The sequence below is a fragment of the Halogeometricum pallidum JCM 14848 genome (assembly GCF_000337095.1).
Lineage (GTDB): Archaea > Halobacteriota > Halobacteria > Halobacteriales > Haloferacaceae > Halogeometricum > Halogeometricum pallidum.
In genome coordinates this window covers 123,701-146,347 of the sequence record NZ_AOIV01000036.1, presented here as the reverse complement: position 1 = coordinate 146,347, position 22,647 = coordinate 123,701, and the positions used below count along the sequence as shown (strand labels likewise).

Sequence of the window (22,647 nt, the reverse complement as noted above, 5' to 3'; positions counted from 1 at the left end):
CGCCCGTGACGTGGCCGCGCATCCCCATGTACTCGACGCGGTCAAACGCGAAGCCGTCCGTCCCTTCGGCGCCGGGAACGAGGAAGACGCTGACGCCGTGAGAATCCTCGGGTTGCGGGCGCTTGCGGGCGACGACGAGGTGGACGTCCGCGACGCCGGCGTTCGTCCCGAAGGCCTTCTCGCCGGAGATGCGGTAGCCGTCGTCTGTCGCCTCGGCCACCGTCTGCAACTCGGAGGGTGAGCTTCCCGCACCCGGTTCGGTCAGGAGCATCGCGCCGACGGCCTCCCCGTTCACCATCGGTTCGAGGTATCGCTCCTTCTGTTCGTCCGTCCCGAAGCGGGCGAGGGGGAGGGCCGCGAACGTGTGCCCCTGAATCGTCTCCGCGACGGCGCCGCTCTCGGCCGCGATCCGTTCGACCGCCAGACAGTACCCGANGGGGAGGGCCGCGAACGTGTGCCCCTGAATCGTCTCCGCGACGGCGCCGCTCTCGGCCGCGATCCGTTCGACCGCCAGACAGTACCCGAGGAAGTCCGAGGAGAGGTTGCCGTACCCGTCCGGGAGGAGGAGCCCCAACAGACCGCGTTCGCCCGCCGCCTTGACGACGTCGCGCGGGAACTCGTCGGTCGCCTCTATCTCCGCCGCGCGGGGCGCGACGACCTCTTCGACGAACGCGTCTGCCCTGTCGCGGACGGTCCGGTGGCTCTCCGACAGCGCTGCCTCGATGAGATGCATACAACCACCGAGTCGGCGTGCGACCCCATAAACGTACGTGCCGAACGGAACAGGATCAATCAGTCGCCGTCCACATCCCGAAGATCAACGTTCACACCGTTGGCATGGGCAGCCGCTCCATTACCTCGGCCGACGATAACGGAGTCACAGTCGGACTCGATCAGTAGGTGTTCTATAATTGCGATGATCCTGCGAGTGAGTGCAGACGGAATTGAATCAATTTATCGTTGGTGCAGTGGTCTTATTGGCAGATCAGGAAGAACTCCTCGTGAAGAGATAGCCAAAAAAGTATAGATTAAGGGCACTGTCTAGTTAATCTCCTCAACCGGTGTTCGTTCATTGAGCGCTTGATGCGATCGTTGAAAATTGTAGTACTGAACGAACAGCGCAAGCCACTGGCGGACGCTCCACCGACTGCCCACCCACGAATTATGGAAGCGGTCAACTCGCATCTTGAGGGTATGCAACCACTTTTCGATGAGGTTTCAATCCGTATAGTCAACCCGGCCGCTCAATCCTAATCGAGAGACAGCAGTCGATAGCCGAACTGATCGACCAGACACACAGTGTCTTCGCAATCGTGTTTCTCGACGACTCCATGAAGGAACGCAGCCGCCGGATCGGTGCCATGTCGTTTGAACAGCTGTACGTCGAGAAGTAACTTTGTGTCGAGGTCTATTGCGGCGTATCACCAAGACCATTCACCGTTGATTTTGACAGCGGTTTCGTCGACCGCGACCGCTTCGGCTTCGCCGTCGGCGGGTCCGAGACGCTGTCAGCCAGCCGATGTACCCACTGGAAAATCGCCTGATGAGAGCGTTCAACGCCTAAATCAGCGAGGATCGAAGCTATTTCTCTGAGTGAACATCCGGTCGCGTGAAGGCGGACGGCGAACGCCCTGACGGGCGTCGCCGTCCGCTCACGCTCCCAACATTCTTCTAAATCCGCCGCAAACGATTTACTGAGCAGGTCTGCGAGCATCTTGGTCGATTCACTCAACGACCTGCTCGCTTCTCAAACTGGCTTAACTAGACAGTGCCGTGTACTATATCTTCATTCCCAACAACATATTGGATATTTGAACTACTGAGAGGATTATAATTGAGTACCACAAATACCGCATGACCACTGAACCCCCTGTCGCGTGTCCAGACCTCCACAGAGAGTGGTGTTCCGGTTCAGTGGTTCCCTCCCCTCTCGTTCGTCATCTGAATCCGTCACAGGAACTCAGCAAGGAAGGAGAGACTCAGTCGCAAGATGGTCCGGCAACGGACAAGGCAATCAGAACGTCCACTCCGTGGATTGTGGTGCTTCTCGCAGTTTCGCGGGTGATTATCGTGTATCGGGAGGTCTCAGCGCATCCTCGGGACTGACGAGTGCCCGAACGAATTCAGTCAGTATACGATTGACCCCTTGGATTATATTCCCTGATAGTGATAGAGGGACCTATGCAGCTCCAGTCGCTGATTTCGGGCGCGAAATCGACGAAGAGTATTTTTAGCGATAAGAACGTCACCTTCCTCGCCGGAAGCATCGCTTACAGCGCGTTCGTTTCGCTCGTGCCGTTAGTGATGTTTTTCCTCCTCGCGGTATCGATATTTGGCGTTCCCGAACTACAGCAACGAATCATCACGGTCGCCACCGAGAGTGTCTCGCCGTCGGTTGGTGGAGTTATCGAAGTGATGATCGAACAACAGAGCGGGAGTAGTTCCGGGTCAACGATCGGAGCGTCGATCATCGGAGTGCTCACACTCGTCTGGGGGGCTATCAAGGTGTTCCGAGGCCTCGATACCGCATTCTCGGAGATCTACGAGACGACTGCTCAGGAGTCGTTCGTCGGCCAGGTCAAGAAGAGCCTGTTGGTACTCGTGACGCTGACGTTGGGAATCGTCGCGATGGTCGGCGCCACTAGCGTCGTCGCGTTCTTCTCGTTCGTTCCGTTTATCGGGGTCGCGGTTCCTCTCCTCCTTGTCGTCGGTCTCATCGCGGCATTCTTCCCAATGTATTATCTCTTCCCGGAGATCGACGTCGAACCACGAGCGGTCCTTCCGGGAACGATCGTTGGGGCGGTTGGATGGGCCGTCCTGCAGGTCCTATTTCAGGTGTACGTCTCCGTGAGTGGTGGTGGCGGAAATCTCATCGCGAGTATTCTCCTGTTGGTCACGTGGCTGTACTTCAGCGGCGTCATCCTGTTGCTGGGCGCAGTGGTCAACGCAGTCGCCATCGGTCGGACTGATGAGATCGTCGGAATCGAGAGTGGATCTTCGATGGTGAATACGGATATGAATATCACCGAGACGGCGACGTATCTCCGACAGCTCCGCGAGGATCTTACTGGCCGGTATGAAGGTATGCGTCCGACGAGAACAGAATCCACTACTCGGCGCGATCCGCCCCGTGAGACGGTTTCCGTAACTGAAGATACTCAGGAGGGTGATGGAGGGTGCGTTCACGAAATACGATTGCGGTGGCAGTCCGACAACGAGAGTGGCAACTGACCCCTTAATCGACGCTTATCGCGAGTTGAGTACTGCTGACGTAATCTTCTGTTCAGTTGTTCTGTTCTCTTTGGATTTGAGTGATCTCCAACGATTGCTTCTACCATGAACGCGACCTGGACCTGTTATTACCATGTGCAATATCCACAATAGGCACTGTCTAGTTAACCTCTTCAACCGGTGTTCGTCCGTCAAGCGCTTGATGCGGTCGTTGAAAGTTATAATAATGCACGAACAACACAAGACACTGACGGACGCTCAGCCGACTGCCCACCCACGAATTATGAAAGCGGTCGACTCGCATTGTGAGGGTATGAAACCACTTCTCAATCAGATTTCGGTCGGTGTAGTCGACCCGACCGCTCAGTCCTAATCGAGAGAGGGAAGTCCGGTAGCCGAATTGATCGACCAGAAACACGGTGTCTTCACAATCGTGTTTCTCGACGACTCCGTGAAGAAACGCAGCCGCTGGGTCGGTGCCATGCCGCTTGAACAGCTGTACGTCGAGGAGTAACTTTGTGTCGAGGTCTATTGCAGCGTACAACCAAGACCATTCTCCGTTGATTTTGACAGCGGTCTCGTCGACAGCGGCCCGCTTCGGCTTCACCGTCACCAGAACGCACAGCGTTCTGGTTGGCTGTACGAGAGCTGTGTTCTCGGGAACGAAGGCGGGTTGGAGACACTGTTGGCCAGTCGATGAACCCCACTGGAAGATCGCCTGAAACGAGCGACCTACGCCGATCAAGCGAAGTATCAATTCTGTTTCTCTGAGCGAGGGACTGGCAGCGTGAAGGCGGACGGCGACGCCCCTCAGGGCGTTCGCCATCCACTCCCGCTGCCAATACTCAAGGGTAGTCGTGTTCACACTCTGATTGGGCGGTTTGAGGGTGGTATAGAACACTAGCTCTTTGACCTGCTCGCTCTTAACTAGACAGTGCCATTTCAAGTATTGTGTCTCCGACGAAATAATTTATTACTTATATTTCGTGGAGACATTCCTCCTAACCGGATTCTACGGGTCCACTGTAAAACTAGTATCTCAGCAAATCGGAAGACTGCAAGAGGGTTTCAACAGAGACAGTATTGTAGGAATTTGAGGTAGCTGTAGGCGTTAATCGTCGTCTCCGGCGAAGATACGTCGAGAGATGATTGTTCCGTCAGCGACGGTGTCGGGTTCCTCGCGGTGGACGAACCGTTTCTTCAGGACGTCATAGGCGAACATGCCCGCGCCCACGATAATGAGGATGTCGCCCGGCAGGCGCGCCCAGAACAGCCACTGGACAATGTCACGGTTGTAGAATGTGAGTGAGCAGCCGGCGTCGTAGTTCTCCGTGAAGACCGTCTCTAGTTGGAGGAAGCCGACGGGGACGTCACCAATGAAGACCATCCACGCGAGCCCGGNTGAAGACCGTCTCTAGTTGGAGGAAGCCGACGGGGACGTCACCAATGAAGACCATCCACGCGAGCCCGGCGTTCAATACCCAGAACGCGCGCTTAAGGTTCGTCGGATCCCACTTTCCGGCTTTGGTAGTGAATTGGAGGGCGTAGACTGCCATACCGAGCGCGAGGAAGCCGAACGCACCGAACATCGCGCCGTGGGCGTGGCCGACCGTGAGGAACGTGCCGTGCTCGTAGTAGTTCACGAGCGGGAGATTGATGAAGAACCCGAGCACGCCCCCGCCGACGAAGTTCCAGAACCCACTGGCGATGATGATCATGAACGCCAGCCGATACGGGAAGTCCTTACGATTGCGAAGACACTGTGTTTCTGGTCGACCAGTTCGGCTATCGGACTGTCCTCTCTCGATTAGGATTGAGCGGTCGAGTTGACTACACGGACCGAAACCTAATCGAAAAGTGGTTTCACACTTCATGGGTGGGCAGTCGGCTGAGCGTCCGTCAGTGGCTTGCGCTGTTTGTTCACTATTATAATTTTCAACGACCGCATCAGGCGCTCAACGGACGAACACCAGCTGAGGAGGTTAACTAGACAGTGCCGGATTCTGATAGTTGCGTCGAACGCGAGCCGTGGCAAACAACTTAGTAAGACGGGACAGAGTGAGGAATATGTTGGACGGAACGGTACAGATCGTAACGGGTGGGGCGGGTGGATTGGGAGCGGCGGCTTCGAAGATATTGGCCGCGAACGGCGCAACCGTCGTCGTAAACGATCTCGAGCCGGACACAGGTGATCCGTCGGCGCGGCAGGTAGTCGAACAGATCATCAACAACGGCGGCGACGCGGCGGCCCACGCCGGTGATGTGACGAGTACTAATTATGTGGGCCGGCTCATCTCGGAAACGGTCGAAGAACACGGCCGTCTCGACGGTATCGTCAATTTCGCTGGGATGCTCCGAGACGGGTACCTGACGAACATGTCCGACGAAGAATGGAATAGCGTTATTGACGTCCACCTCACCGGTCACTTCACCTTGCTCCGAGCCGCAGGACGGTACTGGCAGAACGGGAACCGCGAGACCGAAACGAGCGACATCGACGGCCAGGGTAGTGGGTCAGCGGAGACGCGGTCGTTTCTCACGGTGAGCAGTCCGTCTGCGAAGGGGAACCCCGGTCAGGCCAACTACGCTGCCGCGAAAGCAGGCATCTTGGGCCTCACCCGAACTGCGGCGATGGAACTGGCTCAATTCGGGGTTCGAGTGAACGCGTTGGTTCCTGTCGCATACACTGGGATGACCAACGCGTTTCTGGATCCCGACGCGTACCCCGTCGAGAAGGTCGCTCCCGCCGTCGCGTACCTACTCAGCGATGAGGCGACTCGCGTGACAGGTTGTACAGTCAGGGTAGCCGGCGACGCAATCGCCCTGCTCTCGGAGCCCACCCCGGAACGGATCGCTTTCAATGAAGGCGGCTGGGACGTCGCCACCCTGTCTGATAGATTCGAGGAGACGCTCGGTGACGACACGAATCTGGACCGTTCGGACGTCCCCGACTGGTAGGCTGTTCCGACTCAACGGTCGCTTCGGCCGCTCTCGACAATTCGTACCGCTCCGGTTCTCGAGAGTCGACAGAACTGCGAGCCAGCGCTTTCGATCAGTCTTCATCTGTCACTCGGACCAGATCTGTCTTGTAGACCGAGATATCGATCCCCTCGCGCGGCACGACCGTCGGTTCGATTCGTACGTTCAATCGCTCTCGGACGAGTGACGCGAACTCCTCGGCAATCTCAGTGTCCGAACGGTCGGTCTCCTCGGTCCGAACGACCTCCACCGGAATCGGGCGGTCGAACTGGACCGTTCCGGCCTCTGGAAGCACGACCTTCATTCGCGAACTCGCGCCGTCTACGTCCGCAAGGACCTCTCGGATACCCGCAGGATAGACGTTCTGCGCCTTGTAGATGAGCATGTCATCGGCGCGTCCGATAACCTGGATCTTCGGCGAGGTGCGCCCACAGGCACACTCTCCCACGCCGGTGATGCGAGCGTAGTCCCCCGAACGGAACCGCAACAGTGGGGTCGCTTCTCGCATCAAAGGGGTATAGACTAACTCTCCCTCTGCGCCGGCTTCCATCTCGATAGCCTCCCCGGTGTGGGAGTCAACGAGTTCGACCAGCACGTACTCCTGACAGACGAGATGCATCCCGTCTTCCTCGCGACCCTCCCCCGAGAGGGCCGCAGCGATATCTCCGATGCCCATAACCTCTGAGATCCGGTCTGCACCGTACGCCTCGTACAACTGCTGTCTGATCTTGGAATCAGCCATCCCCGGTTCGCCCCCGCCGATGAGAGTGTCCAGAGCCATCTCGCTCACCTCTTTTCCCACCGCCTCGGGAGCGCGGTCGACGAGGTACTGGAAGTACGATGCCGTAGAGAACATACCATCGGCATCAAGCTTCTCCGTCGTTTTCAGGATGCGTTCGGTGTCGCCGTCGCCCGCAGGAACGACTGTCGCCCCGGTGCGCTCAATTCCTTGGATGTACGGCAACCCTCCAGGAACCATCGTTCGACCGATCGCGTGTACGAACACGTCGTCCGGACGAACACCTGCAGCGTACACCGAACGGGCACACATCTCGATCCACGCGTCGAGATCGCTCTCAGTCAATCCGAAGAACGTCGGCTCACCCGTCGTCCCAGACGAGGACATGATTCGATTGAGGTCCTCGCGGGCTGCGGCTTGATGCGCTCCCAATGGCTGAGCCCGGTCTGTCTCCGACTGGTTCGCTCGCTCGTCGTCTTTCTCAGTGAACGGAACGTCTCTGAGATCCGACACCGTTTCGATCGCGTGTGGATCGATGTCCCACTCTTCGAACTTCGCTCGATAGTACGAGGAGTTCTCGGTGAGATAGTCTATCTGGTCGCTCAGTAGCTCCTCCTGGCGGGCTTGGACCTCTTCCCACGGTTCCGTTTCTATCTCAGCGAACGCCTCGTTGGGGGTCTTTGACATGGTTTCGCTTCTCCTAGCTACGGTACCGGTAGTTAATAATTGTATCAAGGGATAGTATTGCTGCTTCCTGTCAAAAATCAGGGTCTCGATCTTCGAAAAAGGCCTGACGGCCCTCCTCGAAGTCTTCGCCGGACGCTAGCGTCCGCGCGAGTTCGAGATCCCATTTCGCCGAAGAGATCGGTGCGGGGTACGCTTCGTTCAACGACTTCGTGACCGCCGTGATCGAAGCCGGTGACTGAGCCGTGAGTGTTTCTGCGAGTTCGGTCGCGGAAGCCAGCGCATCCTCGGCGGATTCGACGATGAGACCCCACTCGGCGGCTTCCTCGGCGCTGAAAGAACGCCCCGTCAGAAGGAGTTCACGCGCGCGAGCGCTGCCGATCATCTGGGCGAGAAACCGGATAGCACCGGCCGGCGGAATGATCCCGCGAGAAGCCTCCGGTAGCGCGAACGTGGTTCTGGTTTCAGCGACGCGGAGGTCACAGCCGAGTGCGATTTCGAGCCCACCGCCGACCGCGACGTCTTCCATCGCAGCGATATAGGGCGTCCCCGAGCGATGGATATCGATGATCGCATCGATGCTGACATCAACCGTCTTCACGAACGCCTCCGGATCCTGAGAGAGATCTCCGCCCGCACAGTACGTTCCGTCCGCTCCTCGGATGATCGCGGCTCGGTAGTCCCCGCGTTCGACGTGTGCGACCGCCTCGGCGAAGTCCTCTGACATCGGTAAATCGATCGTGTTGAGGTCGGTCTCACCGTCCAAAATTATCTCAGCCACGTCGTCGGAGGCATCGACGCGGACGTAACCGTTGGTGCAGTCCATACTCCGAAAAACAACGCCACTGTGTGTTAAAACTTCACGTATCCGGCGTAAACGACTCGGAGTCCCCGAGATGATTCGGTGTGGGCGGACTTGGCTTGTCTCACGCGAAGTTCTCGTAGACGATGTCGCGCTGAATCTCGCTCACGCCCTCGTAGACCATCGGCATCCGAACGTCGCGATAGATCCGTCCGATCCGACTTTCATCGAGAACGCCCCATCCGCCGTGCAGTCGAATCGCGGTCTGGGCGCAGTCAGCGGCTGTCTCGGTCGCATTCAACTTTGCCATCGCCGCCCATTCTGCAGCGTCTTCGTCCGATTCGAGCCGCTCGACCGCATGCCACAGCAGCGTTCTGGCGCTTTCAAACTGCGTCCGCATATCTGCTAAGTCGTGACGGACGGACTGGAAGTCTGAAACGGAGCGTCCGAACTCCTCTCTGTCGTGGACGAACGCCCACGCTTCTTCGATTGCCGCCGCAGCGAGGCCGATACCCTGCGCTGCAACACGTGTCCGACCGTGATTGAAGAACTCTGCGACCATTCGAAATCCTTCGCCGCGTTCGCCGACGAGGTTCTCCTGCGGCACGCGGCAGTTCTCAAACGTGATGTGAGACTGCTTGGAGGCGTGCATTCCGATTTTCTTGGGGATGTGTTCGGCGTCGTAGCCATCGCTATCGGTAGGGACGATAAACAGCGAGTGGTTATCGTGACGGTCGTCCGTCTCTTCGGTACATACATATACGAGAATCCAGTCGGCTTCGACGCCATTTCCAATCCAATACTTCTCGCCGTTGAGTACCCACTCCGACCCCTCTTTGGTTGCACTCGTTTCCATCCCCGCTAGGTCGCTTCCAGTTTCAGGTTCGGAGATTGCCATCCCGGTTATCATCTCTCCCGCTGCGATCGGTCGAAGGTATGTGTCTTTCTGTTTCTCGGTTCCGAATTGCTCTAAGATTCCGGTTCCGAAACTCTGTCCCATGAGCGCAAGTCCGATTCCCGCGTCCGCCCGGAAGAACTCCTCTGCGGTGGCAACGGCCTCGCCGACCGATCGACCCGCACCACCGTACTCTTTGGATATTTCTTGTGCAACTAACCCCTTCTCGCGCGCCGCTTCGATCACATCCATCGGGTACTCACCCGACTCGAAGTACTCGCCGGCGGCGGGTTTGACGTGTTCTCGGGCGAACGACTGCGCCCGCCGTTTCGTATCTATCGCATTCGCTGGAACGACCGACTCTCCCAACAGATCCATACTGTGTCTCTGTCTCGGTATCGTATAGAATGTTACGCTCGGAGCATTCAGTGCCCGTCCTCCGACCTGCTGGCGCAATACTCGTATCAGCACTTTGCAGACCGAGTTGTAGACTCAGGCAGTATCAACTCAGAGACAGACAGAGAGTGTCTAACATATCCGAACGATTTAGTGGTCGCAGTCTGTTCGATATACACGATGACGAATGACACGCCTCCGATGACGTCGATTCTCAGGGCGTTCGAGATTATCCGAACGCTATGGGAAGTCCGTAGCGCAGGCCCGTCTGAAATCGCTTCGCTGCTCGGAATCTCAAAGAGTACTGCGCACGTCTACCTCCACTCACTACAATCGACGGGTTACGTCATCAACGATGGGGGTAAGTACCGTCTCAGCTACCAGTTTCTCACAATGGGATCGAGGCTGAAATACCGGAGCCGAATCTTCCAAGTCTCGAAAGAAGAGATTCGAGCACTGGCAGATGAGACGGGCGAGTTGGTCACGCTGCTTATCGAAGAATCGGCTGAGGCAATCCTCCTTCACCAGGAGACAGGAAGCAGAGCACTTGAGCTAGGTACGTACCCCGGTATGACGTTACCAATTCACACACACGCTGCAGGAAAGGTATTTCTGGCGTATATGGAGGAATCCCGCACGCGTGCCATCATCACCGAAGAGAGTCTTGAGCGGCAAACCGAAGCCACAATCGTCGATGCACAGACGTTGCAGGCTGAAGTGGAACAGATCCGAACGGATGGATTCGCGTTCGACTGGGACCAACAGGTTCAGGGGATGGGCGTCATCGCCGTACCGATCGTCGTAGATGGCGTGCTTCGGGCAGTGTTGGGAATCGCATGTCCGACGGGGCGACTTCGGGATGAAACGTATCGCACCGAACTAAGACGGAAGCTACAGGAAAAAGTTGACAGCGTTACAATAAAGTACCGTTACGGCGCTTGACTCAACTTCTACAACGGGTTTCACATCGAGTATCTTCTAGCCGGTGAGACTCCGTCTACTATATCCGAACGCACCGCGGAACGAACGACTCGACTGGTCTTTGTGGTGAATGCTCGTACCCAATTTTTGCCCGTAGCAAGGAAAGCAAACTATCACATAGGCCCTAGCATTACAGTACTAAACTCGTAACGTATATCCTACGTATCGTAATTGCTTGTGGTCGAACAATATCAGTGACGTCGTCTACTATACTTGGACGGAAGTCCCGTGTATCGCCTGCTGGTGGTTCGATCGAGACGTCTGCTGTTCCAAGAAGCATCTCTGTGTGACGAAAGGAAAGCGAGACACTCTATGGCACTCCTGCGCCGTCGTTCGAATGAGAACTCTACTCTGCTCTACTCCCAGAACGAAGAGAGAAGCGGAAGCGACGACACCTCCTCGCCTCTCACCGTGAATTACGTTCGATCGCTACTTCCAGAGACCCTCAGACCGGCTCGAAGCGGTAGAACACACGCTCATGGTCGGCCGGACCCTCGATTTCCATGATCTTCAGCCCGACTGGGTCACCGATTTCCAGGTCATCGTACGCAGCGTCATCAATACGAGCGGAGAGACGAATAGGGCCGAGGTCCACGACTCCGACGACAAACGGGGGGTCGTCAGTCATCCCGATGGCGGCCGTTCCGCGGACTTCTGTGAACGAGTGGAGTTGCCCCTCGTGGGGGAGATCCGTGTAGTGGAGGTCGTCACTGTGACACTCCGGGCAGACGATACGTGGTGGGAAGTGAACCGCCCCGCAGTCGGGACACTCGGTCGTCGTGAACGAGCCCTCGCGGAGGTTGTCGTAGAACTCGTGGATCTGTGTGTGCTCGGGATCCTGCAACTCGTAGAAATCGAGCAGTCGTGGGAGTTCTATCTCATCGGGGATAGAAACCGAATCCCGCGGCGGGTCCGCGCGCTCACCGCCGTCCGTCGACAGTTGTCCTCCGTCTGCTTCCACGATGCCGTTCTTCTCGGATTGGTCGTTCTCGGTCATTGTGGATCCCTCGCGAGGGTCATAACGCTGTGTACCGAACCGCTACCGCTGAGGTTGTGAATAAGTCCCGTCTCGGGGTCGCCGGGTACCTGCCGGGCGTTCGGCACGTCGCCCGCGAACTGTCGATACACCTCCAAGGCTTGGCAGACCCCCGTCGCTCCGAGCGGGTGACCACAACCCAACAGTCCGCCGCGCGGGTTCACCGCGACATCCCCGTCAAGGTGGCTCCGGCCGTCCTCGATGAACTGACCGCCCTCCCCCTCGTCCGCGAAGCCGAGTTGTTCGTACTCGATGATCTCGCTGATCGAGAAGCAGTCGTGGACCTCCGCGACGTCGATGTCGGTCAGTGGATCCTCGATGCCGGCCTGTTCGTACGCCTCGCGAGAGGCTTCCCCGGCCTGCGGCCACGTCGTCATCGATGGGAGGTTATTTATCGAGTTGCTTGCCATGCACGACTGACCGCTGCCGGTCACGTACGCCGTCGTCTCAGCGTCCAGCTCTTCGGCTTTCTCCTCGCTGACGAGGAGCACGCCTGCGGCCCCGTCCGTAATCCCGCTGCAATCGAGCAGTCGGAGCGGCGGCGCGATGGGGTACGAGTCGAGTACGTCGTCGACATCGACGTGCTTTCGGTACTGCGCGAAGTCCGTCTCGGCGGCGTGGTTCTTGTTCTTCGCGCTGACCATCGCGAGTTGCTCGTCGGTCGTCCCGTGCTCGTGCATGTGCCGCTGTGCGAACTGCGCGAAGTGGGAGGGACCGTTCAGCCCGTTGACGCCGTCGAACTCACGGTCGAGCACGTTCGTCATGTTCGACTGCATCTCCGGCATGTGCTCTCTGTCGATGTTCATCTTCTCGACGCCGAGGACGAGAGCGACGTCTAACTGCCCCGCCGCGATAGCCAGCCAGGCGTACCTGAGCGCGGCCTGCCCGCTGGCACAGGCCAGCTCCGTCCGAGCGATCATCTTGTTCACCTCGACGCCCAGCAGTTCGGCGACGAGGGGGGCGACGTGACTCTGGAAGGCGAACCGTTCGGGTTGGACAGCGCCGACGAACAGTCCCTCGACGTCCTCGGGTTCGATACCGTCGACGTCGTTGAACGTTGCCTTTCCGGCTTCCTGTGCGAGGTCTTTCCACGTGGCGTCGCGCTCGCCCCATTCGGTGAGCCCGCCGCCAACGATAGCTACGTTATGTGGCATTGAATCAGTCCTCGAACTCCGGTTCGCGGTCCTCTCTGAACGCTTGTACACCTTCGAGCATGTCGTCTGTGGTGGTCAGCAGCCCGAACCCTTGACTCTCCATCTTGAGGCCTGCATCGAGACTCGCGTCCTGTCCCTCGTTGATCACCTGCTTTGCGACCTTCAGTGCGGTCTTCGGTCCCGACGCGATGTCGTCGACGAACTCCGAGACGGTGTTGTCGAACTCGTCGACCGGCACGTCGCGATTGATGATCCCCCAATCGGCGGCCCGTTCGGCCGAGAAGTGGTTCCCTCGGAATATGAGTTCTTTCGCACGCGGTTTGCCCACGAGCTGCGTCAGTCGCTGGGTCCCGCCCCCGCCCGGAATGAGACCCAGATCGATCTCCGGGCTTCCGAAGGTCGAACGCTCTGTGGCCAGACGAATGTCACAGGCGAGCATCAACTCGAAGCCGCCACCGAGACAGAATCCGTCGATGGCGGCCACCGTCGGTCGCTCGAAGCTGTATACTCGTTCGATGGACTCCTCAACGTCCATAATCTCCGTGGGGGCGTTGGCGGTGAATCCAGTGATGTCTGCGCCCGCCGAGAAGGCGCGGTCCCCCGCACCCGAAAACACGACGCAGGAGATCTCGTCAGTGTCAGCGTCGCTCAGCGCGCGGTCGACCTCGGCGAACATCTCCTCGCTGAAGGCGTTGAGTCGCTCCGTGCGGTCGAATTCGATCGAGAGCACGCCACGGTCGCCGAGATCAACGTTGAGGAACTGGTAGGGCCACGCACCCGTGTAGTCGTAGAACCCTTTTCCGGCATCCTCGCCCGTTTCGCCGGCCTCGACTCGTTCGACGAGGTAGTCTGCGGGCTCGTATCTCGTGGCCCCGGTAGCCTCGTGTAGCTCCTCGAGCTTTTTGAGGACGACGTCGAGACCGATTTTGTCGCCGACGCGGCAGGTGCCGAGCGGGAACCGTCCCCCGAGTCGAACTCCTAAGTCAATGTCCTCCGGCGTCGCGACCCCGTCGCCGACTAGCCGGGCCGCTTCGTTCACCATCCGCGCCTCTACGCGTAGGGTGTCGAAGCCATCCCTGTCGCCGGGTTCGTACGTCGGTCCGTTCCCGTCCTCGTATTGGTAGTAGCCCTCACCGCTCTTGCGACCGAGCGTCTCGTTTTCGACGTGCTCCGCGATAGACGGTGGGACCCCGTGAGCGGAGTTTTCGAGGAAGTCGTTGGCGATGTCGATCCCCCCGTAGTCGTTCAACTCGAAGGGCCCCATTGGGTAGCCTCGGTCGTACACTAACCCCGCGTCGGCCTCCTCTATCGTACAGTCCCCCTCCTCCAGCATCCAAGCGGCCTCTCCCATGAACGGGACGAGGACGTTGTTAACGACGAATCCGTGAACGTCCTTCTTCACGTCGATGCCGGTCTTTCCGACGGAGGTGACGTACTCGTGGACCGACTCGATCGTCTCGTCGCTTGTCTGCTCGCCGTGGACGACTTCGACGAGGTCCATGCGTACGGGCGGGTTAAAGTAGTGCGTGCCGACGACGCGTTCGGGGCGGTCCGTCGCGGTCGCCATCTCGGTGATGGAGAGCCCGGACGTGTTGCTCGCGATGATCGCGCGAGCGGGGGCGTACTCGTCTACCTCTGAGAGGGTGTCTTTCTTGATCTCCATCTTCTCCGGCACCGCTTCGACAACGAGATCCGCGTCTTCGACGGCTGTCTCAAGGTCGGTGTATCCGGAGACACGCTCGAACACGTCCTCTGCTGATTCGGATATCTGTCCCTTTTCGGCTAGTTTTCCGAGACTCCACTCGATGTTGTCGAGGCCGTCTTCGACGAACTCTGCTTCGATGTCACGGAGCGAAACAGTGTAGCCAGCGATGGCGGCGACCTCCGCGATGCCGTGACCCATGCTGCCGGCTCCGAGAACTGCTACACGCTCGATTTCCGGTTGCTGCATCCAACTGTGATGGGTTAACGTGACTCTTCAATCTTGTGGTGAGGATACATATTGTACGAACAGGATAGCCTCCAAACACGAAGTGTACTGATTAGAGGCCCCGTGAGTTAACGAAGTTATACGCTATTTTTCTTGTCAACGGTACGGAGGGGGTGGGGGATACGCTCTGTAGACGAGAGTTGCCATCGTATGGTATTGGCTCCGGGAGGCTTTCCACACTCTCTCACTTCGGAGGTGTTTCTTAACCATCGAAAGTGTTATAGCTCTCGGCTCTAAGACACGGACCGGACTATGCGTTCACTTACCAGACGGTCCGTACTGAAGAGGGCGGGAGCGGCGTCGGTTGTCGCGTCTACCGGTCTCGCCGGATGTGCGGGCGGCGGCAGTGGTGGCGACAGCGGGAACGAAGGTAGCGGGGGTTCGGGATCACAAGGCGGAACGACAAGCCGAGGATCGGGTCCAAGTTCGATCCACGTCGGCGTGTTCACGCCGATGAGCGGTCCGTTCGCACCGTTCGGACCATCACTCGTAACTGGTGCTGAACTGGCCGTCGAGGATCTCACGAAAGAGTTCGACGTCGAGATCGAAATCAGCACCTACGACACGGAAGTCAATCCCAGCGCCGCGCTGGAACGGATGAAGCGGGCAGTGACGGCTGACGGCATCGACTTCGCACAGGGAGCACTCTCGTCGGCGGTCTGTACGAAAATCGGAACATGGGCGTCCGACAACGGCGTCTCCTTCATCGCCGATGGTGCATCTGACACACTCACCGGGGAGAACTGCCAGCCCTATATGTTCCGCACATACTCCTCGAACTCGATGATGAGCCAGACCGTCGGACCGCGCATGGCAGAGGTGGCTGACGACTGGTATCTGCTCTACTCCGACTACGTCTGGGGGCAGAACGCACAAGAGCAAATCTCTGCAGCGCTCGAATCGAACGGCGCGAGCGTCGTCGCAAAAGAGGCAACACCGTTTCCCAACGACGACTACACGCCGTATCTGAACAACGTCGCGAACTCTGATGCCGACGCCATCGGCCTTCTTATGCCCGGACTGGACAAACAGCTCTGCATGAAACAGCTCCGGAACAAGGGCCTCCACAACGACTTCAAGCTCATGGGTCATCAGGCCGAGGACATCATGTTCTGGGGACTAAGCCAGGAGTCCGCCGCGATGATGGACATCGCATCTATCGGCTGGGTCAACTCTCTGGACAGCGGCGAGCAGTTCAAACAGCGGGTGGTTGAGAAGGGTGAGACCGACCCGTACGTCCGCCACGCGAACGCCTACGTCGCGATGGACCAGCAGGTTCGTGCCGCGATGCGGGCGGGTTCGACCGACGCGGAGGCAATCCGCGGCGCCTTGGAAGGTCATACGGTCGAAAACGAGACGACGCTCTCCGTGATGCCTGGTGAACTGAAGTGGCGAACTTGCGACCACCAGCTCGTCCATCCGACCTACGCGGTCTCGGGTCGCGAGACGAGCAAGATGCAAAACGAGCCGTACAAGGCCTGGTTCAGCGTCAAGAAAACCAGTCCGGGATCGGACGTGATGCGCTCCTGTGAGGAGACTGGCTGCTCGCTATGAGTACTAGAGAATGAACGAAATCCCACTCCCCGGTTCATCGAGCCGAAGCCTCTCTCTAGCGGAGGCTGCGATCTGGAGTGTGCTCCTTCTGGTGACGGTGTTAAGCGCCGTTACCCGCCCCGGTCTGTTCGTCGACCAGGTCCTCGGCGGGCTGGTGTACGGGCTCATCCTCGTGTTGATCGCACTCGGACTGTCTATCGTACTGGGGCTGCTCGGTATCGTCAACTTCGCCCACGGCGCCCTGTTCATGCTCGGTGCGTACTTCTCCTATCAGTTCATGGCCGTCTGGGGCGTCTCGTTCTGGATCGCTCTAATCGCGGCGCCTCTCGTCGTTGGTCTCGTCGGCGTCGTCATCGAGCGAGGAGTGCTCCGCTATCTTTACGATGAAGACCCGCTCAACGGGTTACTCGCGACGTTCGGACTCTCGCTGATGATCGGCGAGGCGACGAGAGCGATCTGGGGAGGTGCGCCCAAGAGCGTGGCCGCTCCGCAGATTCTCTCGAAAGGGATGGACCTCGGCATAACGACGGTGGCCCGGATCAGACTGTTCACCGTCCTCGTCGCCGTCATCGTCATCGCGGCCGTGTATCTCCTCATCGAGCGGACCGATTTCGGTCTCTCGGTCAGAGCAGGTGTCTTGGACCGCGAGATGGCCGAGTTCCTCGGCGTCAACATGAACGTGCGTTTCATCTCGATGTTCGTTCTCGGCGCCACGATCGCCGGTCTCGGCGGCGTTCTCCGCGGAACCGCGGTCGGAATGGACGTCGCGATGGACGAGCAGTTCATCATTCTCGCCTTCGTCGTTGTCGTTGTCGGCGGCATCGGGAGCCTCTTTGGCAGCGTCGTCGCGGGACTACTTATCGGCGGGACGGCGTATCTGACTCCGCTGTACCTCTCGACGCTGGCGTCGATAACGAATATCGAGGCGATCAACGTCCCCGGAATCGGTGGATTAGTGCCCTACTTGGTGATGATCGTCGTGTTGCTCGTTCGGCCGCGCGGACTGTTCGGTCAGGAGGGATTCCTCGAATGAGCGATCGAACGAGTACGATCAACAGCAACGAGGTGGGGGTGTTCACCGCACTTCAATCCGTCGTCGGTCGGTACAGAGTGCCCATCGGTGCCCTCCTGTTGGTCTTCTCGGTCCGGCCGGTCGTCTCGATGGACTTGTTGCTCGGGTATGGCGCGGTTGCAAACAGCATCCTCATCTGGATGCTGTTCGCCGCCTCGTTCAACATCCTACTGGGTTACACTGGACTGCTGTCGTTCGGTCACGCGATGTTCTTGGGTATCGGCGCGTACGTCACCGCTATCGGGTTGGCGCGGTTCGATTCTCCGTTCGTGCTTTCGGCGCTCGTGGCCCTCCTGGTCGCGGGTGTCGTCGCCTACCTCATCGCGCGGTTGATCGCACAGAAAGGCGAGATATATTTCGCGATGCTCACCCTCGCTTTCGGCACCACCGCGCACTTCGTCGCGAACTACGACCCCGGCGGACTGACCGGCGGGACGACCGGAATCGCCGGCGGTGCCGTCCCCGCTTGGATCGAGACGGAGCGGGGACTGAAGTACGTTTCTTTGGGGGGGTTTCAGTTCGATTGGTACTTCTTCGTGGCAGCAGCCGTTTTCGTCGGCCTGCTGTGCATCTGGCAACTCGTCCGCTCGCCGTTCGGACGAACGTTGGTCGCGATTCGCGAGAATCGGGACCTCGCTCGCGCGATGGGCATCAACACCTACCGCTATAAGGTCTGGGCGTTCACGCTGAGCGGCGTCGTCGCGGCGTACGCCGGCGCGATACTGGAGGTGAACGAACAGGGAGCGACGCTCTCGTTGCTGACCGTGCAGACGAGTGGTGACGTGATCCTGATGACCGTGCTCGGGGGAGCGAACTACTTCTTCGGTCCGCTCGCCGGCGCGTTCGTCTGGTTGTTCGCCGAGGACTTCCTCACCGACTTCGAGACACTCGTTCTGCCGCTTGAACAGTTTCCCCTGATCAGGGTCGACCTCTCCGGAGTGCTCTCGTACTGGCAGTTCTTCTTAGGGTTGTTGTTCGTCGTCGCCGTCGTCGTCGCTCCCCGGGAGGGTATTTGGGGACTTTTCAGAAGCGTCGTCAAGAAAGCCGTCGATCGAATCAAATCCGAGAGAGACAATGCCTGAGACAGATACTGGTGAGCGACCCGGAACTGAGGCCGACGTAACCGACGCTGCGCTCGGTGCCACGGGGCTGACCAAACGGTTCGGAGGTATCGTCGCTGTGGACGACGTCAACATCGCCGTACCGACCGGCGAGTTGCGAGCCGTCATCGGCCCGAACGGGGCCGGGAAGACTACCCTCTTCAACACGCTGACCCACGCACTGGCGCCCACCGGCGGAGAGGGGTATCTCCACGGGGAAGAGATTACCCACGTGCCGCAGGAACAACGGCCGCATCGAGGCTTAGCTCGGTCGTTCCAGTCTAACGAGCTCTTCAACGAGCTCACCGTCTTAGAGAACGTTCGCATCGTCGTTCAGACGAGCGAGACCGGCACGTTCTCGTTCGGGTTGCTCGGCGACGGGAGATCACAGCACGTCGACCGCGCCTCCGAGATACTCGAATCGGTCGGGCTGAGCCGCAAGAGAGAGACGACCGCGAAGAACCTCTCTCACGGCGACCAGCGGCGCCTCGGTATCGCGATGGCGCTGGCGACCGACCCGTCGGTGCTTCTGCTCGACGAACCAACCAGCGGGTTGGGGTCGAAGGAGACCGGCCAGATAACCGACCTCATCCGAACCGTACAGGAAGACCTCGGTCTCACACTCATGCTCATCGAACACGATATGGGGATCGTTCTCTCGATCAGCGATCGAATTACCGTCCTCAACCGGGGACGCGTACTTGCGACCGGAACGCCAGCAGAGGTACAGGCGAATCAAGAGGTACAGGATGCGTACCTTGGCGGTATGAAGGAGGAGATATGAGCCTGCTCGAGGTCGCTGGCCTCCAAGCCGGGTACGAGACCGGGCAGGTGCTGTTCGGAGTCGACCTCTCCGTTGAGGAGGATGAGGTGGTCTCATTGCTCGGTCGCAACGGCGCCGGAAAGACCACGACGATGCACGCAATCGTCGGCGCGAACGTCCCGACGGTGCTCGGCGGCGAGATTCGCTTCGACGGAACCGACCTCAGAGAGCGGCGCAACTACCAGATATCCGAGCTCGGGTTGAGTTTGGTACCCGAGGGTCGGCGGTGCTTCCGTGATCTGACCGTCGAAGAGAACCTTCGCCTGGCGGCGAATCACGCCGAAGACCCGCTCTCTATCGACGACGTGTGGGACCAGTTCCCCGAGTTGAAGGATATGCACGACCGGCCCTCGAAGAACATGAGCGGCGGCGAACAGCAGATGCTCGCCATCGCACGCAGTCTCATCACGAACCCGCAGTTGATTTTGATGGACGAACCGTGCGAGGGACTGGCACCACTTATCGTCCGACGAATCGAGTCGATTATCAAGGACATCAACGGGAAACGCGACGTGAGCGTTCTATTGGTCGAACAGAACGTTGCCGTCGCGATGGCCGTCGCAGAGCGTCATTACGTCATCGACGAGGGCGAAATCGTCGAGGAACTCTCCACGGAACAGTTGCGTAAGGACGAGGCGCTCCGACAGGAGTACCTCGGCGTGTAAGGCCTCATTCGGTCTCACTCGGGTCGAGATGGTCGAACAAGCCAGGTTCCGTTTTGAACTTCAATACGTTGGTTACCGTCGAACTGCGGACGTTGCTGACGACCTTTCCGTGTTCTTTGTAGAAGGTGTGGAGCCACTTCGATTCGCGCTCTTGGTCGGGGAACATCATCACTGACTTCCACTGGTACTCGCCGTCAGAGAGGAAGTAGAACAGAGAGTACCGACTGTCTCGGATGTACTCCATCGCGGCCTGCCAGTGTTCGGCGAAGTACTCTGGGTTGAATCGAAACTCCATCAGCGCAAAAATAAAGTAGGAGTCATCGGGGAGTATTGCCTCGTTGAACACCCCTTCGTCCCGCATGTTCCGAATAGACTTGCTCACCGTCACGTGACTGACGTCGATCCCGTAGGTCTCCTCGAGTATCTCGGTCAGTTCGCGGGCCGACAGTTGCGGGTCCCCGGCGAGTTCCTTGAGAATCGCGATGTCGCGTTCTCTGAACTCCCAGTTCGGCGTTGTCTGACTCATTTGGTACTCCGTTCGACTCCGTTCGCTGGCGAGAGGTTACCGTCGCCGAAGGGAGGTTGTGAGACAGTTCTGTCGAGCAGGGGGACGCTCGTGGGCCCTGAAACGGCAGTTGTCTCGGTCTTCACATTGTGAGACCCCGACGCGCGCGTGCCGCCTATTTCCCGCTTCTGTGGGGGAGCATCGGTTGAAATGGTCGGCATCGAACCGTTAGTTGACGCCGCTCTCTTGGTCGCTCCAGTGTTCCTCGCGGAGTTCGTATTTCTGAATCTTCCCCGTCGACGTCTGCGGGAGATTCTCTCGGAACTCAACGACAGTCGGGCACTTATAGTGGGCGAGTCGGTCGCGGCAGAAGTCGATGACCCCTTCTTCGGTGAGATCTGACCCCTCGCGCGTGACGATGAGCGCTTTGGGCGTCTCACCCCACTTCTCGTGCGGGATGCCGATAACCGCGGCTACGCTGACGTCGGGGTGGTCGTAGAGCGTATCCTGCACCTCGATACTGGAGATGTTCTCGCCGCCGGAGATGATGACGTCTTTCTTTCTGTCGACAATGGTAATCATGTGATTCTCGTCTATCGTCGCGATGTCTCCCGTGTGGAACCATCCGTCCAGGCGGTCGTGGAACGCTCGTTTCGTCTCCTCGGGTTTGTTCCAGTACCGGTCGAGGACTTGGTTGCCTCGGGTCACCACCTCTCCTTTCGTCGCATCGTTGAGGGGGACGTCTTCCCCGTCCTCGTCGACCACCCGTATCTCGGTGTTCAGCGTCGCGAACCCGGGCTTGTTGATGATGTCGTATTTGTCTCCCGCCTCGATCTTTCGCTTTGAGTTGCTGGTCGTGATGATCGGACCCGTCTCGGTAGCGCCGTACGCGTGCATGATCCGCCAGCCGAGTTCCTCTTCGGTCCGCTTGATGGTCTGTTTCGGCGGGGGACTCGCCGCCGTCTCCACTCGCACCGGCATCTCACCGGTCGAGGACACGTCGGCGTCCTCGTAGTACTCTAACAGCATGTTGAGCACCGTCGGAGCCCCGCCCAGATAGGAGACGTCGTACGCGTTGATCCGCTCGAACACCGTCTCTGGGTTGAAATCGCGGAGGATGACATGTCGCCCCCCGATTCCAGTGAGTCCGTAGATGTGGCCCCAGCCGTTGATATGGAACATCGGTGACGTCCACAGCAGGGTGTCGGTGTCCTCAAACTCCACATGGTGGGAGTGGACCAATGCGTGGTAGTGTTGGATACGGTGCGTGTGCACGACCCCTTTCGGATCACCGGTCGTACCACTGGTGTAGAGAATCGTCGCGTCGTCGTCCTCGCTGATGTCCGGTCGATCGACCGCGTCGGGATCGGCCTCGGCCAACACGGACTCGTAGTCGTGCCACTCGCCCGTCTCCTCGGCGTAGCGGTCCGCGTCGTAGACGACCCACTCCTTGACGTCCGTCTCTCCGCGGAGGTGTTCTAACTTCTCGGCGTACTCGTAATCCGCGATGACGACGTCTGGGTCACAGTCGTCGATCAGGTAATCGTATTCCTCTGGCTGCAGTCGGAAATTGAGCGGCACGTACAGCGCTCCCAACTGCATCGTCGCGTACAGCGTCTCGATGAAGTAGTGTGAGTTCGGCGAGAGGAGAGCGACCCGATCACCCTTTTCGACGCCCCACCTCGTCAGAGCGTTGGAGAGACGATCGATCCGCTCTCCTAGTTCGCCGTACGTGAACTCCGTCCCGTCGTCAGCGACAACGCCGACATCGTCACTGTATAGTTCGACCGCGCGATCCAAGTAGTCCGTCGTAAGTAGTGGTCGGTGCATACGTAGGTTTCCGTGCAGGTGCCACGGTGTGCTTAATGGAGAGGCGACGCTAATACGCGCCACCATCCCACACCTCTACTCATTTGGATGATTTACAATGGAGTTTAATCTTTTGGTACTACTTACCATCTAATCAGCCCACGTAAGAAGGAGACGAGCGAGGAGAGGCTCGAAGTGAGGGCGCGACATCTAAATGCCGCTGGCACCGGCA

At 58.8% G+C, this 22,647-nt stretch carries 18 protein-coding genes and 3 pseudogenes; 9 read left to right on the top strand and 12 right to left on the bottom strand.

All coding sequences use genetic code 11. From position 1 onward, the window contains the following. Window positions 1–733, bottom strand: a 733-nt coding sequence (locus C474_RS14485) for an acyl-CoA dehydrogenase family protein (protein ID WP_008388122.1), incomplete at its 3' end; no start/stop codon positions are given. 308 nt (window positions 734–1,041) lie between these two features. Then, a pseudogene (locus C474_RS21720) lies at window positions 1,042–1,714 on the bottom strand (IS6 family transposase). 467 nt (window positions 1,715–2,181) lie between these two features. On the opposite strand from C474_RS21720, the gene C474_RS14480 reads away from it, so the two are divergent. Beyond that, the gene (locus C474_RS14480) at window positions 2,182–3,231 is read left to right on the top strand and encodes a YihY/virulence factor BrkB family protein (RefSeq protein WP_008388115.1); all 1,050 of its coding nucleotides are present in this window, start codon (window positions 2,182–2,184) and stop codon (window positions 3,229–3,231) included. Between the two features lie 160 nt (window positions 3,232–3,391). Here the strand turns inward: C474_RS14480 and C474_RS14475 are convergent, their stop codons facing one another. After that, on the bottom strand, window positions 3,392–4,057 hold the full coding sequence (locus tag C474_RS14475; RefSeq protein ID WP_449404855.1) for an IS6 family transposase: 666 nt from the start codon (window positions 4,055–4,057) through the stop codon (window positions 3,392–3,394). 285 nt (window positions 4,058–4,342) lie between these two features. Continuing rightward, window positions 4,343–4,976 (bottom strand): annotated as a pseudogene (locus C474_RS23155) (cbb3-type cytochrome c oxidase subunit I); the annotation flags it as partial. On the opposite strand from C474_RS23155, the pseudogene C474_RS21710 reads away from it, so the two are divergent. After that, window positions 4,976–5,221: pseudogene (locus C474_RS21710) on the top strand (integrase core domain-containing protein); the annotation flags it as partial. The pseudogenes C474_RS23155 and C474_RS21710 sit on opposite strands and share 1 nt — an antisense overlap. Before the next feature lie 77 nt (window positions 5,222–5,298). Continuing rightward, window positions 5,299–6,189 (top strand): SDR family oxidoreductase, encoded by an 891-nt coding sequence (locus C474_RS14460; RefSeq protein WP_008388110.1) that lies wholly within the window; start codon window positions 5,299–5,301, stop codon window positions 6,187–6,189. Window positions 6,190–6,283: 94 nt separating this feature from the next. On the opposite strand, the gene C474_RS14455 is transcribed toward C474_RS14460, so the two are convergent. The 3 genes from C474_RS14455 to C474_RS14445 all read right to left on the bottom strand — a co-directional run bounded on the left by C474_RS14455 (window position 6,284) and on the right by C474_RS14445 (window position 9,708). Further along, on the bottom strand, window positions 6,284–7,636 hold the full coding sequence (locus tag C474_RS14455) for a phenylacetate--CoA ligase family protein (RefSeq protein WP_008388108.1): 1,353 nt from the start codon (window positions 7,634–7,636) through the stop codon (window positions 6,284–6,286). Between the two features lie 70 nt (window positions 7,637–7,706). Further along, window positions 7,707–8,459 (bottom strand): enoyl-CoA hydratase/isomerase family protein, encoded by a 753-nt coding sequence (locus C474_RS14450; protein WP_008388107.1) that lies wholly within the window; start codon window positions 8,457–8,459, stop codon window positions 7,707–7,709. A gap of 100 nt (window positions 8,460–8,559) precedes the next feature. Beyond that, on the bottom strand, window positions 8,560–9,708 hold the full coding sequence (locus tag C474_RS14445; protein ID WP_008388105.1) for an acyl-CoA dehydrogenase family protein: 1,149 nt from the start codon (window positions 9,706–9,708) through the stop codon (window positions 8,560–8,562). Window positions 9,709–9,927: 219 nt separating this feature from the next. On the opposite strand from C474_RS14445, the gene C474_RS14440 reads away from it, so the two are divergent. Continuing rightward, window positions 9,928–10,668 carry an IclR family transcriptional regulator gene (locus tag C474_RS14440; protein ID WP_008388103.1) on the top strand — a complete coding sequence of 247 codons (741 nt, stop codon included), beginning with the start codon at window positions 9,928–9,930 and terminating at the stop codon, window positions 10,666–10,668. A gap of 484 nt (window positions 10,669–11,152) precedes the next feature. Here C474_RS14440 and C474_RS14435 read toward each other — a convergent pair whose 3' ends face one another. From C474_RS14435 to C474_RS14425, 3 genes are read right to left on the bottom strand one after another with little or no spacing between them, the layout of a single operon-like run. Next, on the bottom strand, window positions 11,153–11,704 hold the full coding sequence (locus C474_RS14435) for a Zn-ribbon domain-containing OB-fold protein (protein WP_008388101.1): 552 nt from the start codon (window positions 11,702–11,704) through the stop codon (window positions 11,153–11,155). Continuing rightward, the gene (locus C474_RS14430) at window positions 11,701–12,897 is read right to left on the bottom strand and encodes a thiolase C-terminal domain-containing protein (protein ID WP_008388098.1); all 1,197 of its coding nucleotides are present in this window, start codon (window positions 12,895–12,897) and stop codon (window positions 11,701–11,703) included. The genes C474_RS14435 and C474_RS14430 overlap by 4 nt, the downstream gene beginning before the upstream one ends. Before the next feature lie 4 nt (window positions 12,898–12,901). Next, complete coding sequence (locus C474_RS14425) at window positions 12,902–14,848, bottom strand: 3-hydroxyacyl-CoA dehydrogenase/enoyl-CoA hydratase family protein (protein WP_049917034.1); 1,947 nt, start codon at window positions 14,846–14,848, stop codon at window positions 12,902–12,904. Between the two features lie 291 nt (window positions 14,849–15,139). Between C474_RS14425 and C474_RS14420 the strand changes: the two genes are divergently transcribed. The 5 genes from C474_RS14420 to C474_RS14400 all read left to right on the top strand — a co-directional run bounded on the left by C474_RS14420 (window position 15,140) and on the right by C474_RS14400 (window position 20,101). After that, a complete protein-coding gene (locus C474_RS14420; RefSeq protein WP_083862061.1) occupies window positions 15,140–16,441 on the top strand; it encodes an ABC transporter substrate-binding protein in 1,302 nt (433 codons plus the stop codon). Window positions 16,442–16,532: 91 nt separating this feature from the next. Continuing rightward, on the top strand, window positions 16,533–17,474 hold the full coding sequence (locus C474_RS14415) for a branched-chain amino acid ABC transporter permease (RefSeq protein ID WP_160166844.1): 942 nt from the start codon (window positions 16,533–16,535) through the stop codon (window positions 17,472–17,474). Continuing rightward, the gene (locus C474_RS14410; RefSeq protein ID WP_008388091.1) at window positions 17,471–18,595 is read left to right on the top strand and encodes a branched-chain amino acid ABC transporter permease; all 1,125 of its coding nucleotides are present in this window, start codon (window positions 17,471–17,473) and stop codon (window positions 18,593–18,595) included. Before C474_RS14415 ends, C474_RS14410 begins: the two co-directional genes overlap by 4 nt. Next, complete coding sequence (locus C474_RS14405; RefSeq protein ID WP_083862060.1) at window positions 18,588–19,397, top strand: ABC transporter ATP-binding protein; 810 nt, start codon at window positions 18,588–18,590, stop codon at window positions 19,395–19,397. Before C474_RS14410 ends, C474_RS14405 begins: the two co-directional genes overlap by 8 nt. Then, window positions 19,394–20,101, top strand: coding sequence for an ABC transporter ATP-binding protein (locus C474_RS14400; RefSeq protein WP_008388086.1), 708 nt, complete (start codon window positions 19,394–19,396; stop codon window positions 20,099–20,101). The genes C474_RS14405 and C474_RS14400 overlap by 4 nt, the downstream gene beginning before the upstream one ends. Window positions 20,102–20,105: 4 nt before the next feature. Here the strand turns inward: C474_RS14400 and C474_RS14395 are convergent, their stop codons facing one another. Both C474_RS14395 and C474_RS14390 read right to left on the bottom strand, forming a co-directional pair. Next, a complete protein-coding gene (locus tag C474_RS14395) occupies window positions 20,106–20,627 on the bottom strand; it encodes a winged helix-turn-helix domain-containing protein (protein WP_008388084.1) in 522 nt (173 codons plus the stop codon). A gap of 207 nt (window positions 20,628–20,834) precedes the next feature. Continuing rightward, window positions 20,835–22,436 (bottom strand): long-chain-fatty-acid--CoA ligase, encoded by a 1,602-nt coding sequence (locus C474_RS14390; protein ID WP_049917032.1) that lies wholly within the window; start codon window positions 22,434–22,436, stop codon window positions 20,835–20,837. Window positions 22,437–22,647 lie beyond the last annotated feature (211 nt).

What these genes read in the sequence shown, in the direction of transcription:
- C474_RS14480 (WP_008388115.1), top strand. Translation starts at nt 2,182, where the DNA reads ATGCAGCTCCAGTCGCTGATTTCGGGCGCGAAATCGACGAAGAGTATT.
- C474_RS14475 (WP_449404855.1), bottom strand. Translation starts at nt 4,057, where the DNA reads ATGGCGAACGCCCTGAGGGGCGTCGCCGTCCGCCTTCACGCTGCCAGT.
- C474_RS14460 (WP_008388110.1), top strand. Translation starts at nt 5,299, where the DNA reads ATGTTGGACGGAACGGTACAGATCGTAACGGGTGGGGCGGGTGGATTG.
- C474_RS14455 (WP_008388108.1), bottom strand. Translation starts at nt 7,636, where the DNA reads ATGTCAAAGACCCCCAACGAGGCGTTCGCTGAGATAGAAACGGAACCG.
- C474_RS14450 (WP_008388107.1), bottom strand. Translation starts at nt 8,459, where the DNA reads ATGGACTGCACCAACGGTTACGTCCGCGTCGATGCCTCCGACGACGTG.
- C474_RS14445 (WP_008388105.1), bottom strand. Translation starts at nt 9,708, where the DNA reads ATGGATCTGTTGGGAGAGTCGGTCGTTCCAGCGAATGCGATAGATACG.
- C474_RS14440 (WP_008388103.1), top strand. Translation starts at nt 9,928, where the DNA reads ATGACGTCGATTCTCAGGGCGTTCGAGATTATCCGAACGCTATGGGAA.
- C474_RS14435 (WP_008388101.1), bottom strand. Translation starts at nt 11,704, where the DNA reads ATGACCGAGAACGACCAATCCGAGAAGAACGGCATCGTGGAAGCAGAC.
- C474_RS14430 (WP_008388098.1), bottom strand. Translation starts at nt 12,897, where the DNA reads ATGCCACATAACGTAGCTATCGTTGGCGGCGGGCTCACCGAATGGGGC.
- C474_RS14425 (WP_049917034.1), bottom strand. Translation starts at nt 14,848, where the DNA reads ATGCAGCAACCGGAAATCGAGCGTGTAGCAGTTCTCGGAGCCGGCAGC.
- C474_RS14420 (WP_083862061.1), top strand. Translation starts at nt 15,140, where the DNA reads ATGCGTTCACTTACCAGACGGTCCGTACTGAAGAGGGCGGGAGCGGCG.
- C474_RS14410 (WP_008388091.1), top strand. Translation starts at nt 17,471, where the DNA reads ATGAGCGATCGAACGAGTACGATCAACAGCAACGAGGTGGGGGTGTTC.
- C474_RS14405 (WP_083862060.1), top strand. Translation starts at nt 18,588, where the DNA reads ATGCCTGAGACAGATACTGGTGAGCGACCCGGAACTGAGGCCGACGTA.
- C474_RS14400 (WP_008388086.1), top strand. Translation starts at nt 19,394, where the DNA reads ATGAGCCTGCTCGAGGTCGCTGGCCTCCAAGCCGGGTACGAGACCGGG.
- C474_RS14395 (WP_008388084.1), bottom strand. Translation starts at nt 20,627, where the DNA reads ATGAGTCAGACAACGCCGAACTGGGAGTTCAGAGAACGCGACATCGCG.
- C474_RS14390 (WP_049917032.1), bottom strand. Translation starts at nt 22,436, where the DNA reads ATGCACCGACCACTACTTACGACGGACTACTTGGATCGCGCGGTCGAA.